Source organism: Demequina mangrovi, from assembly GCF_000759715.1.
GTDB classification, from domain to species: domain Bacteria; phylum Actinomycetota; class Actinomycetes; order Actinomycetales; family Demequinaceae; genus Demequina; species Demequina mangrovi.
Map to the genome: position 1 here is coordinate 17,698 of NZ_BBLU01000007.1, position 13,785 is coordinate 31,482.

Here is a 13,785-nt window from a genome sequence, read left to right on the forward strand (position 1 = left end):
CCTCCGGGGCCGCCACCGCACCATCCGCTCCATCCCGAAGGACCTCTCATGACCCACCGCGCAGCACCCCTCGAGGGACGATGCGCGGTGGTCACCGGGGCCGCCCGCGGCATCGGCCGCGCGATCGCCGCGAGCCTGACGGACGCGGGCGCGCGCGTCGCGATCGTGGACCTCGACGAGGAGCGCGGCTCCGCCGTGGCCGACGCCATCGGCGCGGTGTTCCTCCGCGCCGACCTCGGCGACGACGCGCAGGCCCGTGCCGCCGTCGCCAGCGCCGCTGAGGCGCTCGGAGGACTCGACGTCCTGGTCAACAACGCCGGCGTGTTCCGCTGCGGGCCCCTGCTCGAGATCACGGCCGGCGAATGGGACGACGTGCAGCGCCTCAACACCCGCAGCATGCTGTCCACCACCCAGGCCGCGGCGCCGTACCTCATCGCCGCCGGCGGCGGCAGCATCGTCAACCTCGCCTCCATGGCCGCCAAGGACGGCGGCGCGATGGAGGCCGCCTACGCGGCCTCGAAGGCCGCCGTGGTCGCGCTCACCCGCGCGACCGCTCAGGAGCTCGGCGTCCACGGCGTGCGCGCCAACGCCCTCTGCCCCGGCTACGTCCTCACCGAGATGGGCGCGGCCACGCGCACCGCCGAGGACGTCGCCCGCTGGACCGCGCGGTCCCCCCTGGGACGGCTCGCCGCCCCCGAGGACGTCGCGTCGCTCGCGACGTTCCTCGCGGGCCCCTCATCGTCCTATCTCACCGGTCAGGCGTTCAACGTCACCGGCGGCATGATCACCCACTGAAGCACGGAGCACCCATGAGCATGACCCCCGACATCGACGGCCTCGTCGCCGAGCTCACCGAGAACCTTGGCCCGCGCGGCGTCAGCGTCGACCTCGCCACCCGCGAGCGCCAGTCCGTCGATGGCTGCAAGCTGTCGCCGGTGCTGTCCGCGAAGCTCCCGCTGGGCCTCGCGGACGTGGTCGCCTATCCGACCAGCGCCGAGGAGATCGCGCTGGTCGTGGGCGCCGCGGTGCGCCACGGCGTCCCGGTGACGCCGCGCGGCAAGGGCACCGGGAACTACGGCCAGGGCATCCCGATGTCCGGCGGCCTGGTGCTCGACATGACCCGGGCGCGCGCGATCGTGGACATGGGCGAGGGCTACGTCACCGCCGAGGCGGGCGCCGTCATCGCGATGATCGAGAACCAGGCGTGGGCGCAGGGTCAGCAGATGCTGCTCTACCCGTCGACCGCGCAGTCGACGCTGGGCGGCTTCCTCTCGGGAGGCTCGGGCGGCACGGGCTCGATCAGGCACGGCGTCATCGCCGGCGGCCCGTTCGTCATGGCGCTCGACGTGGTCCACGCGGACGGCACGCTCGTCCACGTCGAGGGCGACGAGGCCCAGGAGTACCTCCACAACTACGGCACGGCAGGCATCATCGCCCGCGCGACCGTCGCGCTCGAGCCCCTCCAGCCGTGGCGCGCGTTCTACGCGAGCTTCGACGACTTCCACGACGCCTTCGACTCGATCATGGAGGTCTCCTCCCTCGAGCCCACGCCGCGCCTCGTGTCCGCGGACCTGCCGACCCTGGCCGACGCGCTGCCGGCGAACCCGGGCATCCCGAAGGGCCGCGCGAGCCTCCGCGCGATCCTCGACGAGGCGGCGGTCGAGGCCGCGACGGCGATCGTCGAGGCGCACGGCGGCCGCATCGAGGACGTGCGCGAGGGCGCCCAGGAGGTCATGAAGCTGTCGATGATCTCCTACAACCACCCCATCGAGTGGCTGCAGCGCTCCTATCCGGGGAAGTACTTCCACGTCGAGGTGGGCGGGGCCGCGCTGCTCGACCGCATCGACGAGGTGCACCAGGTCTATCCGGGCGCGATGCTGCACGCCGAGGGCCAGAAGGGCCGCCCGATCGGCATGCTCGCCGGGGAGTTCGAGTCCGAGGCGGAGGTCTACGCGGGCTTCGAGCGGCTCGCCGCGCTCGGCGTGCACACGCACAACCCGCACCAGTGGTTCGTCGACGTGCGCGTCGAGGAGACCCGCGCGCGCAAGGCGGCGACAGACCCGACCGGGCTGCTCAACCCCGGCAAGCTGCCCGACGAGGATCCTGCGGCGAACTCGAACGCCCTCATGACGAGCGGTCCCGCATGACCCGGCGCCTCCACGAGCTCGCGGGACCCGCGGCCGCCGCCGCGATCACGCCCGCCTCGGTGGTGGTGATCCCCACGGGTGCGATCGAGCACCACGGTCCGCATCTGCCGCTCGCGACGGACCTCATCACCGCGGATGCGGTCGCCTCCGCCGCGGTCGAGCGCGCGGTCGAGGCCGGCGTGGACGCCTGGCTGCTGCCCGGGCTCGCGTACACCAAGTCCGACGAGCACGCATGGGCGCCGGGGACGATGTGGGTGACGGCCGAGACGCTGCTGTCCACCCTGGTGGACCTGGGCCGCTCGCTCGAGACCCTCGGCGCGACCACGGTGCTGTTCCTCAACGGCCACGGCGGCAACGTCGCGCCGCTCGGTATCGCGCTGCGCGAGCTGCGGCGCCGCTTCGGGCTGCGCACCTTCGCCACGTCCGTCACTGTGCCGTGCGGCGACGGCGAGAGCGGCGGCGACGAGCACGGCATGCCCATCCACGCCGGCCACGGCGAGACGTCGCTGCTCCTGCATCTGCGCCCCGAGCTGGTCGACATGTCGCTCGCGGAGCGGCACGTGCCCGCGCACCTGGGCGCGACCCCGCGCATCGGCTTCCACTCGACCCCGGTCTCCTTCGGCTGGCTCTCGGACGACTTCGGGCCGAGCGGCGTCATCGGCGACCCGACCGCCGCGAGCGCCGCCGTCGGCGCGGAGGCCTTCGAGTCCAACGTCGCGGGCGCCGTCGAGTCGCTCCTCCAGATCACCCGCTTCACGCATCGTCCCGCGGAGGGCTGACATGGTCGACGACACCCCCATCATCATCACCAGCACCAACCGCTTCGGCATCGACATCGAGGACGCGGACTCCACGCCCGCCGACCCGTTCGCGCTGCTGGGGATGTGGCTGCCTGACAACACCGACGACCTGCGTCCGCTCATGACGCTCTCGACGCACGGCCCCGACGGCTACCCGGACTCCCGGCACCTGCTGCTCAGCGCCTTCGACGGTGAGTCGCTGCACTTCCACACGGACGCGCGCACGCGCAAGGCCGCGGAGCTCGAGGCCGACGGCCGTGTGTCGCTCGCGATCGTGTGGGTGGTCGAGGGACGGCAGCTCACGGTCGCGGGCGACGCGGTCCGGGTCCCGGCGACCGAGGCCGCGCTCGCCTACGCCAAGCGGTCGCGCTACCTCCAGCTGCTCGCCTGGCTCAACACCGCGGAGATGGCGCAGCTCACGCGCGACGAGCGTGTCGCGGCGTGGAACCGCTGGTCGGACGAGCACCCGGCCGATCCCCTCGAGACCCCCGCCACCTGGGTGGGGTATCGCGTGGTGCCGCACCGTCTCACCTTCTGGCGAGGTGACGCGGACGGCCCCTCCAACCGGGTCGAGTACACCCGCACGGGCGACGGGTGGGACGTCGCTCGCCTGCCGGGCTGACCCGGCTCTCGCGCCGGTCCGGTCCGTCTCCTCTCTGGGCGGGCCGGGCCGGCGCCGCCGTCTACGCCGCGGACGGCACCGTTCAGCGCAGCCGGGATCCGATCTCCGCGAGCGCCTCCGCGTAGTCCTCCTCCTCGCCGGGCCCCGCGCCGCCCGAGAGGTCGACGCCGGCCACTCCGTCGACCTCGAGCATCTGCTCAGCGAGGCGCACCGCCGCGGCGATCCCCGCGCTCCGGGCATCGGTCGCACGCCCCAGCTCCTCGAGATAGCCGGGCGGTGCGGCGAATCCCGGGAACGAGGCGAGCAGCGCCGCGCCGGCGCGTGACGTCACCACCGGCACGCAGGGCACGAAGCGCAGGCTGCTTCCCGCGGCACGCGCCGCGGCGACGAAGGCCCCGACCGGCCCCGACCCTCCGCAGTGGTCGACGAAGCACACTTCCGCGCCGGCGCGCTCCTTCTCGAGCAGCAGCGGGACGCGCGCGTCGACCGGCCCGCGGGACGGCGCCGCGGCCACGGCGACCGCGTGGCCCTGGGCGCGTGCGAGAGCCGCGAGCTCCGTCGCGTCGAGGTCGAAGACCGGCATCGCGTCGGGACGGTGCCCGGTGTGCGGGTGGTCGCCCGTGACGCAGTTGACCGCGCCCGCGCCTGTCACCCGCAGCCCGGCGAGCTCGCCCTCGAGCGCGACCCGGTTGCGGTCGCGCGCGTTGACGCCCGCCCACAGCGACAGCCCCTCCTCCTGGACGATCGCGGCGCGCAGGCTGGGCGGGAGCTGCACGCGCGCGTCGGGCGCGTCGCCGGCGAGCGTCACGTCGACGCCGTCGCGCAGGATCCGCGCGCACCGGCGCAGCGCGTCCTCGCCGTTCGCGAGCGCGGGCATGTCCGCGACGATGACGCGGCCGGCGTCGAGCCGCGCGAGCGTCGCGGCGGCGGCCGCGGTGCGCACGCCCCTCTCCGGCATCGTCCGACCGTCGATGCCGGCCCATCGGCGCACCGGCGCACCCAGGAACACGCACGGCTCGGGCGCCGCCTCGCACTCGCCGTGCGGGCCGACCCCGCCGCACGGGCCGTACTCCATGCGCTTGGGGCAGGTCTCCATGCGACGACGCTAGCGACCGCTCGTGTCCGGCCGGTTGCGCGGACGCGACGTCCCCGTGACGGTGGTCACGCATCGTTCACCAAGGTCCCGTGCGACGCGCTGCGACCACCCCCTAGGCTGGCGGCATGACGACCGCACCTGGACTCATCGCCGCCCAGGCCAAGATGGCCGCAGCCGGGGTCGACCAGACCGCCATCGACGTGTTCTCGCACTACTTCGGGGAGCTCGAGGCCGGCGCGACCGGCCTCATCCGCGAGGACACCATCGAGCCGCTGCTCGACCCGCCCTTCCTCGAGGGCGTCGAGGTCTCCGACGAGCAGGCCCGGGAGGCGCTCGCCAGGACCGCGATCATCCGCCTCAACGGCGGGCTCGGCACCTCGATGGGCATGGACAAGGCGAAGTCGCTGCTGCCGGTGCGCGACGGACGGTCCTTCCTCGACCTCATCGTGGCGCAGGTGCAGCAGGCGCGTGAGGCCACCGGCGCGCCGCTGCCGCTGGTGCTGATGAACAGCTTCCGCACGCAGGAGGACTCGCTCGAGGCGCTCGCGCCGTACCCGGACCTCCAGGTCGACGGGCTTCCGCTCGACTTCCTCCAGAACGCCGAGCCCAAGCTGCTGGTCGACGGGCTCATGCCGGCGGAGTGGCCCGCGGACCCGACCCTCGAGTGGTGCCCGCCCGGTCACGGCGACATCTACACCGCGCTGCTCGGCTCGGGGATCCTCAAGGCGCTGCTCGACGCGGGCTTCCGCTACGCCTCGACCGGCAACTCCGACAACCTCGGTGCGGTGCCGAGCGCCCGCATCGCGGGCTGGTTCGCCGCCTCGGGCGCGCCGTACGCCGCGGAGCTGTGCCGCCGCACCGCCGCCGACCGCAAGGGCGGCCACCTCGCGATCCGCAAGGCCGACGGTCGCCTGATCCTGCGCGACACCGCGCAGACCGCGCCCGAGGAGATGCACTACTTCACGGACGGGCACCACCACCCCTTCTTCCACACGAACAACCTGTGGTTCGACCTCGAGAAGCTCTACGCGGCGCTCACCGAGCGCGGCGCGGTGCTGGGCCTGCCGCTCATCCGCAACGTCAAGAACGTCGACCCGACGGACTCGTCGAGCCCCGAGGTGTTCCAGATCGAGACCGCGATGGGCGCCGCGATCGAGGTCTTCGAGGGCGCGACCAGCATCGTGGTGGGCCGCGACCGCTTCCTGCCGGTGAAGACCACCAACGACCTCCTGCTGCTGCGCTCCGACGCGTACGACCTCGGCGAGGACGGCGGCCTGCGCCTCGCGGTCGGCGCCGCGCCGCTGGTCGACCTCGACTCGAAGCACTACAAGACGATGCAGAAGTTCGAGGCCCGCTTCCCGCACGGAGCGCCCTCGCTGCGCCAGGCGACGTCGCTCACCGTCAAGGGCGACTGGACCTTCGGCGCGGGCGTGGTGGTCCGCGGCGACGTCACGCTCGAGGACACCGGCAAGGCCGAGACGATCCCGGACGGGACGGTCCTCGAGGGCTGAGCCCCCGCATCGTCCGACTCCCAATGACAGATGTGACGGATGTGGTCCCGTGTGACGGGTGGTCCCCACCTGTCACACGGCGTGACTCCTGACACATCCTTCATTGGGAGTCGACCGTCAGCGGTCCTGCTTCGCGTCCTCCTCGGCCGTCGCCGCGAGCATCGCGTTGTAGGCCCGGAGCTCCGCGTCGTCGTCGCGCTCGGCCTGCCGGTCGCTGCGCTTGACCTCCTTGGCGTCCGCGCGCCGCCACGCGGTGATGATGCCGATCGCGAGCAGCACCACCGGCAGCTCGCCGATGCCCCACGCGACGCCGCCGCCGTACTGCTGGTCGGTGATCGCGTCCGGCCCCCACGTGCGCCCCATGAGCCCGAAGTACGTGGGAGCGAGCAGCACCGTCGACATCATGATCGCGACGCCGAAGAAGGCGTGGAAGGCCATGGTCGCGAACAGCAGCACGATGCGCATCGGGTAGGTCGGGCGCGTGGGGCCGGGGTCGACCCCGACCAGCGCGTTGACGAAGAGGTACCCCACCACCGTGAAGTGCAGGATCATCCACAGGTGCCCCGCGTGGTTGCGCAGCGCGAACTCGAACAGGGGCGAGTAGTAGAAGACGATGAGGAAGCCGGCGAAGCTCACGGCCGCGACCACCGGATGGGCCCAGAAGCGCATCCACCGCGACTCCACCACGGTGCGGATCCACTCGCGCGGACCCATCGATCCGTCCCTGCGCGCCGGGATCGCGCGCAGCGCGAGCGTGATCGGCGCGCCGAAGGTGAGCGGCACCGGCGCCACCATGACGAGCAGCATGTGCTCGAGCATGTGGCCGCTGAACGTCACCATCCCGTACACGGTGGGACCGCCCTGCGTGATCCACACCATGATCGCGATGCCGGCCAGCCAGCTCGCGGTGCGGTGCCACGGCCACGCGTCGCCCCGGCGGCGGAGGACCATGACCCCCCGGACGTACACGACCGCGAGCGCGACGAGCACGAAGGCGGCGATGATCTCGAGGCGCCACAGCCCGACCCAGGTCGCGAAGGACGGCGCGGGCGGCAGCTCGTAGCCCGTGAGCTGGTACGCGGGGCTGGGCTCCTCGAGCGCGACGATCGGCACGGGCGGCGCGGTCGACGCGAGCACCGCGGCCACCCCCATGACCGCGACGAGCGCGCCGACGTCGACCATCATGAGGCGCCAGAAGCGCGCGGCCACCGCCGACTCGGAGAGGCGGGGCAGCGCGACGCGACGATGCAGCGCCGCGAGGCCGACGGCGACGCACATGAGCGCGGTCTTGAGCAGCAGCAGGCGGCCGTACTCCGAGGTCCACAGCTCGGTGGGCGCCGTGAGGCGGATCCAGCCGTTCGCGACGCCCGACACGATCACCGCGGCGGCGGCCCAGATCGCCAGGCGCGAGGCGCGGATCATCGCGTCCCTCGCGACGCCCGCGAGCGCTCCACGCAGGACGAGCATCGCGCCGATGACCCCGGTCCACACGGTCGCGCCCACGAGGTGGAGGAACATGGCGGAGGTCGCGAGGTGGTGGTCGGCGGCGCCGGCGGCATGACCGGTCTGCGCGAGCCAGCCGAGCGCCCACGCCACCGGGATCAGCGACCAGGCCGCGAGCGCGGGCGTGCGGACCAGGGTGCAGAGCACCGAGGCCACGAGGCCCGCGGCGAGCACCTGGAGGTACGCCGCGAGCAGGTCCACGGACATCGAGTAGCTCCACCACTCCTCGATGAAGCGCGACGCGTCGGGGAGCGTCCCGCGGATGCTCGCGTACGTCGCGAGGGAATGCGCGAAGGCGGCGACCACCCAGCCGATCGAGCCGATCCGCGCGACGAGCGAGGCGCGCGCGACGGCGGCGTGGCCCGCCGGGAGCACGCCGGCGATCACGAGCAGCGCGCCGGCGGTCGCCGCGATCGAGAGGTCCCGCGCCGCGGCGCACAGCGTCACGAGCGCCTCGACCGTCATGCGGACAAGCGTAGAGCGGTCCGCCGCACGTGCCGCACGGGCGGCGTTCCGCTACATCGCCTCCTCGACGGCCTCGGCCACCTGGAGCACGGTCCAGGCGACGTAGCCGAGCGAGCCGAGCAGGGTCGCCAAGCCGAGCGCGATGCCCGTCGCGGCGGTGCGCGGGTTGGTCGCGAGGCCGCGCGCCGCGGCGTTCCACCCCCGGACGCCGCTGTAGACGGCTGCGGCTCCCATGCCGACGTAGAGCCAGAGCACCCCGCCGACGAGGAACATCAGCGACGTCGCGAGCGCGGCGGCCCCGCCGACGGCCACCGCGTAGTGCCCGTACCTGTTGCCCTCGTTGCTGAGCGTCCGCCCGCGCACGTCGTTCTGAGCCGCCGTGACGCCCGCATACGGGAGGTAGCGCTCGTCGGCCGACCCTCCGAGGAGCTCGCCCGACGCGGCGCCGGCGCCCCAGTGCGCGGACTCGCTGCGCTGATGCGCGGCGCCCCACGCGGGCGCCTCGGCCCGCGGGACCGTTCCCGCCCAGCGCTCCACGTCGGTCGGCTCGCGCGTCGCGGGCGTGGGCCACGCGTCGCCGCCCGGACCCGCGGACCGCGGGTCCTCGGGCTCGGGTAGAAAGGTCTCGCCGCCGGTCATGACACCCCCCAGTGCTCGTGCGGCCACCCTAGCGGCGTCACGCGGCGCTGCACAGCCCCCGATCGGCCTTCATCCAGGCACGATGCCTCGCGGGGCATCGATCCACGCGCCGTGCGCATGGGCCGTCGCGACGGGCGCGACGTCGCGCGGGCGCAGGCCGATCCGCACGTCGGCGTTCCCACCGAGGGCGGGCTCGAACGCGACGCGCACGAGCGGACGCCGGGCGGCGACCTCCTCCACCGCGGCGTCGAACGCGTCGAGCGCGTCGTCGTCGAGCTGGTAGAGCGCGATCGAGTGCCACAGGACGATGGGGCCGTCGGGCAGCTCCTCGGCGACGCGCGGCAGCGTCGCAGCCGCATCGCCCGCGACCATGCGCACCTCGAGGGAGCGCCGCAGCGCGACCGCGTCGCGCAGGCGCGCACGTCGGTCCTGGTGCTCCGGCCACACGAGCGCCTCGAGCCACGCGACCGCGTCCGGATCGTCCACGTCGACGGGTGCGAGGTCGAGCCCGGTACGGGTGGCGAACCGGGGCACGCGGGACGGCACCGCGAGTCCGCCCCGCAGGTCCGCGGCCACCTCGATCGGCCCCTCGCCGAGCCGGGTGGCGCCGTAGCGGTACGCGAGGGCGTCGAGGCCGAGCAGGAGTCCGGCGGCCGCGCCCGCCTCGATCGCGTGGACCGGCCCGTCCCAGCCCTCGCGCCGGATCGCCTCCGCGATCGCGGGCATGAGCACCGCGCATCGGCGCATCTCGTTGGTCTGCGTCCGGTGCGTGCGGCCGATCTCCTCGAGCCGCTCCTCGTGCGCGAGCACGAAGCCGCGGAAGGCCTCGTACGCCTCTTGGTCGGGGGCGCGCGGCGCGGAGACGCGGCTCCCGTACCAGGCCCCGAGCGCATCGTCCGCTGTCACCGTCATCTGCACCGCTGCGAACAGGATGTTGAGGGGCGGCGAGCCGGGCACCCTGGCGAGCACCCGGAGCATGTCGGGGTCGTCCGCGAGGCGCGTCGCGAGGAGCGCGTAGAGCGGCGAGTCCGCGGCATGCGGGATCCACGCGCGCACGTCCCTCGCGAGGCGCTCAAGATCGCCGTCATGGTCGACCAGCCACCGCTTCACAAACACTCCCTCACCTTGGCTCGCACTTTGCCGTCTCTTTAACTGTGCGACGGTAGCACGCCCGGGTCGTCGCGCATCGGGGAGACGGGTGGCGCCGACGTGGGCCGAACGCACGCACCCCGTGTGGCGCGCGCTCACGGGCGTCGGCCCGCTCGAGAGGGGTGTTGATAACATCCCGCCGTGCCATATCAACCGGAGGCGGCCGCACCCGCGCCGCAGGATGCCCGCATTCCGCGCGACCATCAGGGGATTCGCATGATCCTCCGAGGCGATCACCTGCTCGGCGCGATCGCCGTCGGCGGCGCGGTCGTCGCTCTCATGCTCCTGCTCCGCGGCCCCGGCGCCTTCGCGACGGATGACGCCGTCAACGAGTTCCTCCCGTACCTGCACGACATCGGCCGAATCTGGGCCGGAGGCGGCATCCCGGTGCTGTCGGCGGAGTCCTTCTCCGGCGGCAACTACCTCATCGACTTCCATCGGACGCCGTACCACCCGCTCACCATCGGCCTGTCGTTGCTGATGTACTGGTCCGGCAGCCTCACCCTGACGTCGGCGCTCTTCGCCTTCGTCGTCGTGAGCGCGACGGCCTACGGCGCCTACGGCGCCGCACGGATCCTCGGCATCGGCAAGGTCCTCGCGCACGGCGTCGCGATCGCTGCGGCGACCTCCCCGGTCATGCTCGACGTCTACACGGTGGCGTGGTGGAACGGCGCGCTCGCCACCGCGACGCTCACCTTCGTCGTCTGGGCCGCGCTCGCGGTGGTGAGACGGCCCTCCCGCCGCAACGTCGCAGGGTTCTTCGTCGCCAGCGTGCTCCTGTTCTACTCGGGCTGGCCGATCGCTCTCGCGCAATACGCGCTCATCGGGCTCGTGGTGCTCGCATCGCTGTGGCAGGCCCGTCCGTTCGGCTTCGACGTCCCGCGAAACGAGCGAGGAGCTCGCGTCGTCGCGCTCGTCGGCTCGGCTGTCGCGGCCGCGCTCGTCGCCGTGCCCCAGGTGAGCGAGTACCTCGCGAACAGCGAGGTGCTCGCCCGCACCTCGACATTGTCGAACGCCTCGAACAAGGGCGTCGTCACGTTCCTCCAGCTCGCAGGGGTTGCGCACCCGACCAGCGGCGACTTCTGGCTGTCGCTCGGGGGCACGTACCGGTACTGGGCGCTGCCCGTCGGCTTCGTCTCAGTGCTCGTGGTCCTCGCCGTCGCCTCGCCCACGCGCTGGCGCGACCTGCGCGGCTCGGCTGCGCCGATGCTCGGCGTGACGGCCCTGGCGCTGGCCCTGCTCACCCAGCTGCCGGAGCGGTTCGGACCGCTCCTCTACCCGTTCCGCAGCATCACCGCCGTCGGGTTCTTCGTCGCGCTCCTGGCGGCGACCGTCCTCTCGCGGAGCGCCGGGCCCTGGGCGACGCGGCGCGTCCTCGCGGTAGCCGCCGGCTACACGGTGCTCGCGGGGGTCTATCTGTTCAGGATCCCCTCACCGCTCGGCGACGATCGGATGCAGGCGGCAGCGACGGCGGCCGCCACGCTGACGGCTGTCGGCCTGCTCGCGCTCGCCTCGCGACCCAGGCTCCGCGCGCTCGCCTACCTCGGTGCGGCGGTGATCGGGCCGCTCTACGTGCTCACCGTGGTGTCGCCGCTGTACGGGCCGAAGACCCCCGAGGTCGCCGCCGCCTTCGAGAGCGCCGCCTACGCCACGGTGCCTCGCGCCGACGAGGGCTTCATCGCGCAGGTCGGCGCCGGCGAGAACGATGCGTGGCCAGCGTACTTCTCCTCCCGCTACCTCATCGGGGGCAGCGCGGTCTTCAACGGCTACGACCCCGTGGCCCAGGCCACCTACCGCGACGCGATGTCCTCAGCCGGCCCCAAGGGCACGGTCAAGCCCGCGGCCGCCGCGTATCTCGCCCAGCCGGGAGAAGCCGGGGGCTCCTGCCGGATCGACGACCTCGGTATCGCCGCGCTCACCGCGGTCGAGCCCCTCGACAAGGCCACTGAGGCGGCGCTGGAGTCCTGCGGCTACACGCGCGACGCGATCGGCTCGACGGCGCTCTACACGGCGGGCGCACCCGTCGCCCCCGCGGGCGCACCGACCACGTGGGACGACGGCCTCACGATCGACGTGGTGGAGCGGACGGACCGCCGCGTGGTCGCGACCGTCGAGAATGCGGACGGCGCGCCCGCGCGGCTGAACTTCTCCCGCATGTGGTGGCCGGGCTACCACGCCGAGCTCGACGGGGAACCGGTCGAGGTGGTCGCCGCCGACGGCTTCGCGGTCCAGGTCGTCGTGCCGGCGGGCGCCGCCGGCGAGCTCACGCTCGAGTACTCGCCTCGCAGCTGGGGCTGGTCCATCCCGGTAGGCCTCGCGGGGCTCGCCGCGGCGTGTGCGGTCATCGTCCTCGCCGGCAGGCCGCGCGAGCTGCGCCCGCGCCTCGGCACGTCCCCCGCACCGTCCGCCCAGGAGCCTTCCTCATGACCGCCTCCCGCAAGCTGCTCAGCATCCTCATCCCTGCCTACAACGAGCAGGAGGTCCTCGGGGCCCTGCGCACGCGCCTCGAGTCCACCGCGGCCGAGCTCCCCGAGCTCGACTTCGAGTTCGTCTTCATCGACGACGGCAGCAAGGACGGCACGGCCGAGACGGTACGCGGCTTCTGCGACGAGGATCCCCGGTACGTGCTGGTCGAGCTCTCGCGCAACTTCGGCAAGGAGCCCGCGCTGGCCGCCGGCTTCGACGCCGTCCGCGGCGACGCGACCGTGGTGATCGACGCGGACCTTCAGGACCCGCCCGAGCTCATCCCCGAGATGGTCCGCCTGTGGGAGCTCGGCTACGACGACGTCTACGCCCGACGGACCTCACGCGCCGGGGAGAGCTGGGTCAAGCGCGCGACGTCACGGCTCTACTACCGCATGCTCGAGCGCGTCGCGCGCGTCGAGATCCAGAAGGATGTGGGCGACTTCCGCCTCCTCGACCGCCGCTGCATCGACGCGCTGCGGGAGATCACGGAGTCCCAGCGCAACACCAAGGGGCTCTTCTCCTGGATCGGGTACCGCAAGGTCGAGATCGAGTACGAGCGCGACGCGCGCGCGGCGGGGACCACCAAGTGGAACTACCCGCGGCTGCTCAACCTCGCGCTCGAGGGTCTGACGTCGTTCACGACCGCGCCGCTGCGCATCGCGTCTCTGCTCGGCACGGTGGTCTCGGCCGCCGCCTTCGTCTACCTCGCGGTGATCGTCGGGAGGACGCTGTTCAGCGACTACCACCTCGCGGGCTATCCGTCGACGATGGCGGTGATCCTCTTCCTCGGCGGAACCCAGCTGCTCGCCCTCGGCGTGGTCGGCGAGTACCTCGCGCGCGTGTTCGTCGAGGTGAAGCAGCGCCCGGTGTACCTGGTGAGGCGGGTCACCGGACGCTCGATCGAAGCGGCGGCCATGCCCCACGAGCACGGGAGGGACCAGGGTGCCGACGTCGTCGAGTAGGCGGGGCGCACGCTTCGTCCTCGTCGGGCTGGCGAACACCGCGATCGACTTCGGCGTGCTCGTGGCGCTCAGCGCCGTCGGCGCGGCGCCGGTCGCGGCGAACCTCGCGTCCACGTCTGCAGCGCTCGCCTTCAGCTTCGCGGCGAACCGGAGGTTCACCTTCCGGGCCTCGGGCGACCCCGTGCGCCAGCTGGTGCTCTTCCTGGCGGTGACGCTCACGGGGCTGTGGGTGATCCAGTCGGCTCTCATCCACGCGATCGGGTCGGCTCTCGCGGGCTCGGGCCTGCCCGAGCTCCTCGTGCTCACCGGAGCCAAGGGGGTCGCGACCGTCGCCTCGCTCGTGTGGAACTACGTCCTCTACGCGCGGATCGTGTTCCGCGAGGCGCCGCAGCAGAGCTGAGCCCCATCCACGCAGCGGACGCGCC

At 73.1% G+C, this 13,785-nt stretch carries 12 protein-coding genes; 8 read left to right on the top strand and 4 right to left on the bottom strand.

The window, feature by feature from the left end:
* The first annotated feature begins 48 nt into the window (after nucleotides 1–48).
* From TR42_RS07725 to TR42_RS07740, 4 genes are read left to right on the top strand one after another with little or no spacing between them, the layout of a single operon-like run.
* On the top strand, nucleotides 49–795 hold the full coding sequence (locus tag TR42_RS07725) for an SDR family NAD(P)-dependent oxidoreductase (protein WP_042214645.1): 747 nt from the start codon (nucleotides 49–51) through the stop codon (nucleotides 793–795).
* A gap of 14 nt (nucleotides 796–809) precedes the next feature.
* Nucleotides 810–2,147, top strand: coding sequence for an FAD-binding oxidoreductase (locus tag TR42_RS07730; protein WP_042214647.1), 1,338 nt, complete (start codon nucleotides 810–812; stop codon nucleotides 2,145–2,147).
* A complete protein-coding gene (locus TR42_RS07735) occupies nucleotides 2,144–2,926 on the top strand; it encodes a creatininase family protein (protein WP_042214649.1) in 783 nt (260 codons plus the stop codon). Before TR42_RS07730 ends, TR42_RS07735 begins: the two co-directional genes overlap by 4 nt.
* 1 nt (nucleotide 2,927) lies before the next feature.
* Nucleotides 2,928–3,569: a pyridoxine/pyridoxamine 5'-phosphate oxidase gene (locus TR42_RS07740; RefSeq protein ID WP_081953246.1), complete on the top strand. Its 642-nt coding sequence runs from the start codon at nucleotides 2,928–2,930 to the stop codon at nucleotides 3,567–3,569.
* Between the two features lie 82 nt (nucleotides 3,570–3,651).
* Here the strand turns inward: TR42_RS07740 and TR42_RS07745 are convergent, their stop codons facing one another.
* A complete protein-coding gene (locus tag TR42_RS07745; protein ID WP_042214651.1) occupies nucleotides 3,652–4,665 on the bottom strand; it encodes a methylenetetrahydrofolate reductase C-terminal domain-containing protein in 1,014 nt (337 codons plus the stop codon).
* Between the two features lie 125 nt (nucleotides 4,666–4,790).
* Here TR42_RS07745 and TR42_RS07750 point away from each other — a divergent pair, with 125 nt between their 5' ends.
* A complete protein-coding gene (locus TR42_RS07750) occupies nucleotides 4,791–6,176 on the top strand; it encodes a UTP--glucose-1-phosphate uridylyltransferase (RefSeq protein WP_042214652.1) in 1,386 nt (461 codons plus the stop codon).
* 117 nt (nucleotides 6,177–6,293) lie between these two features.
* Here the strand turns inward: TR42_RS07750 and TR42_RS07755 are convergent, their stop codons facing one another.
* The 3 genes from TR42_RS07755 to TR42_RS07765 all read right to left on the bottom strand — a co-directional run bounded on the left by TR42_RS07755 (nucleotide 6,294) and on the right by TR42_RS07765 (nucleotide 9,893).
* On the bottom strand, nucleotides 6,294–8,144 hold the full coding sequence (locus tag TR42_RS07755) for a bifunctional copper resistance protein CopD/cytochrome c oxidase assembly protein (protein ID WP_052405811.1): 1,851 nt from the start codon (nucleotides 8,142–8,144) through the stop codon (nucleotides 6,294–6,296).
* Between the two features lie 51 nt (nucleotides 8,145–8,195).
* The gene (locus TR42_RS07760) at nucleotides 8,196–8,783 is read right to left on the bottom strand and encodes a hypothetical protein (RefSeq protein WP_042214654.1); all 588 of its coding nucleotides are present in this window, start codon (nucleotides 8,781–8,783) and stop codon (nucleotides 8,196–8,198) included.
* Between the two features lie 69 nt (nucleotides 8,784–8,852).
* Nucleotides 8,853–9,893 (bottom strand): DUF2332 domain-containing protein, encoded by a 1,041-nt coding sequence (locus TR42_RS07765; RefSeq protein ID WP_052405813.1) that lies wholly within the window; start codon nucleotides 9,891–9,893, stop codon nucleotides 8,853–8,855.
* Between the two features lie 255 nt (nucleotides 9,894–10,148).
* Here TR42_RS07765 and TR42_RS07770 point away from each other — a divergent pair, with 255 nt between their 5' ends.
* From TR42_RS07770 to TR42_RS07780, 3 genes are read left to right on the top strand one after another with little or no spacing between them, the layout of a single operon-like run.
* A complete protein-coding gene (locus TR42_RS07770) occupies nucleotides 10,149–12,359 on the top strand; it encodes a hypothetical protein (protein ID WP_042214656.1) in 2,211 nt (736 codons plus the stop codon).
* Nucleotides 12,356–13,360 carry a glycosyltransferase family 2 protein gene (locus TR42_RS07775; RefSeq protein WP_074789469.1) on the top strand — a complete coding sequence of 335 codons (1,005 nt, stop codon included), beginning with the start codon at nucleotides 12,356–12,358 and terminating at the stop codon, nucleotides 13,358–13,360. The genes TR42_RS07770 and TR42_RS07775 overlap by 4 nt, the downstream gene beginning before the upstream one ends.
* Nucleotides 13,341–13,760: a GtrA family protein gene (locus tag TR42_RS07780; protein ID WP_042214657.1), complete on the top strand. Its 420-nt coding sequence runs from the start codon at nucleotides 13,341–13,343 to the stop codon at nucleotides 13,758–13,760. The genes TR42_RS07775 and TR42_RS07780 overlap by 20 nt, the downstream gene beginning before the upstream one ends.
* Nucleotides 13,761–13,785 lie beyond the last annotated feature (25 nt).

Bases quoted from the DNA above. Each gene is read 5' to 3' on its own strand.
- TR42_RS07725 (WP_042214645.1), top strand. From the start codon at position 49: ATGACCCACCGCGCAGCACCCCTCGAGGGACGATGCGCGGTGGTCACC.
- TR42_RS07730 (WP_042214647.1), top strand. From the start codon at position 810: ATGAGCATGACCCCCGACATCGACGGCCTCGTCGCCGAGCTCACCGAG.
- TR42_RS07735 (WP_042214649.1), top strand. From the start codon at position 2,144: ATGACCCGGCGCCTCCACGAGCTCGCGGGACCCGCGGCCGCCGCCGCG.
- TR42_RS07740 (WP_081953246.1), top strand. From the start codon at position 2,928: ATGGTCGACGACACCCCCATCATCATCACCAGCACCAACCGCTTCGGC.
- TR42_RS07745 (WP_042214651.1), bottom strand. From the start codon at position 4,665: ATGGAGACCTGCCCCAAGCGCATGGAGTACGGCCCGTGCGGCGGGGTC.
- TR42_RS07750 (WP_042214652.1), top strand. From the start codon at position 4,791: ATGACGACCGCACCTGGACTCATCGCCGCCCAGGCCAAGATGGCCGCA.
- TR42_RS07755 (WP_052405811.1), bottom strand. From the start codon at position 8,144: ATGACGGTCGAGGCGCTCGTGACGCTGTGCGCCGCGGCGCGGGACCTC.
- TR42_RS07760 (WP_042214654.1), bottom strand. From the start codon at position 8,783: ATGACCGGCGGCGAGACCTTTCTACCCGAGCCCGAGGACCCGCGGTCC.
- TR42_RS07770 (WP_042214656.1), top strand. From the start codon at position 10,149: ATGATCCTCCGAGGCGATCACCTGCTCGGCGCGATCGCCGTCGGCGGC.
- TR42_RS07775 (WP_074789469.1), top strand. From the start codon at position 12,356: ATGACCGCCTCCCGCAAGCTGCTCAGCATCCTCATCCCTGCCTACAAC.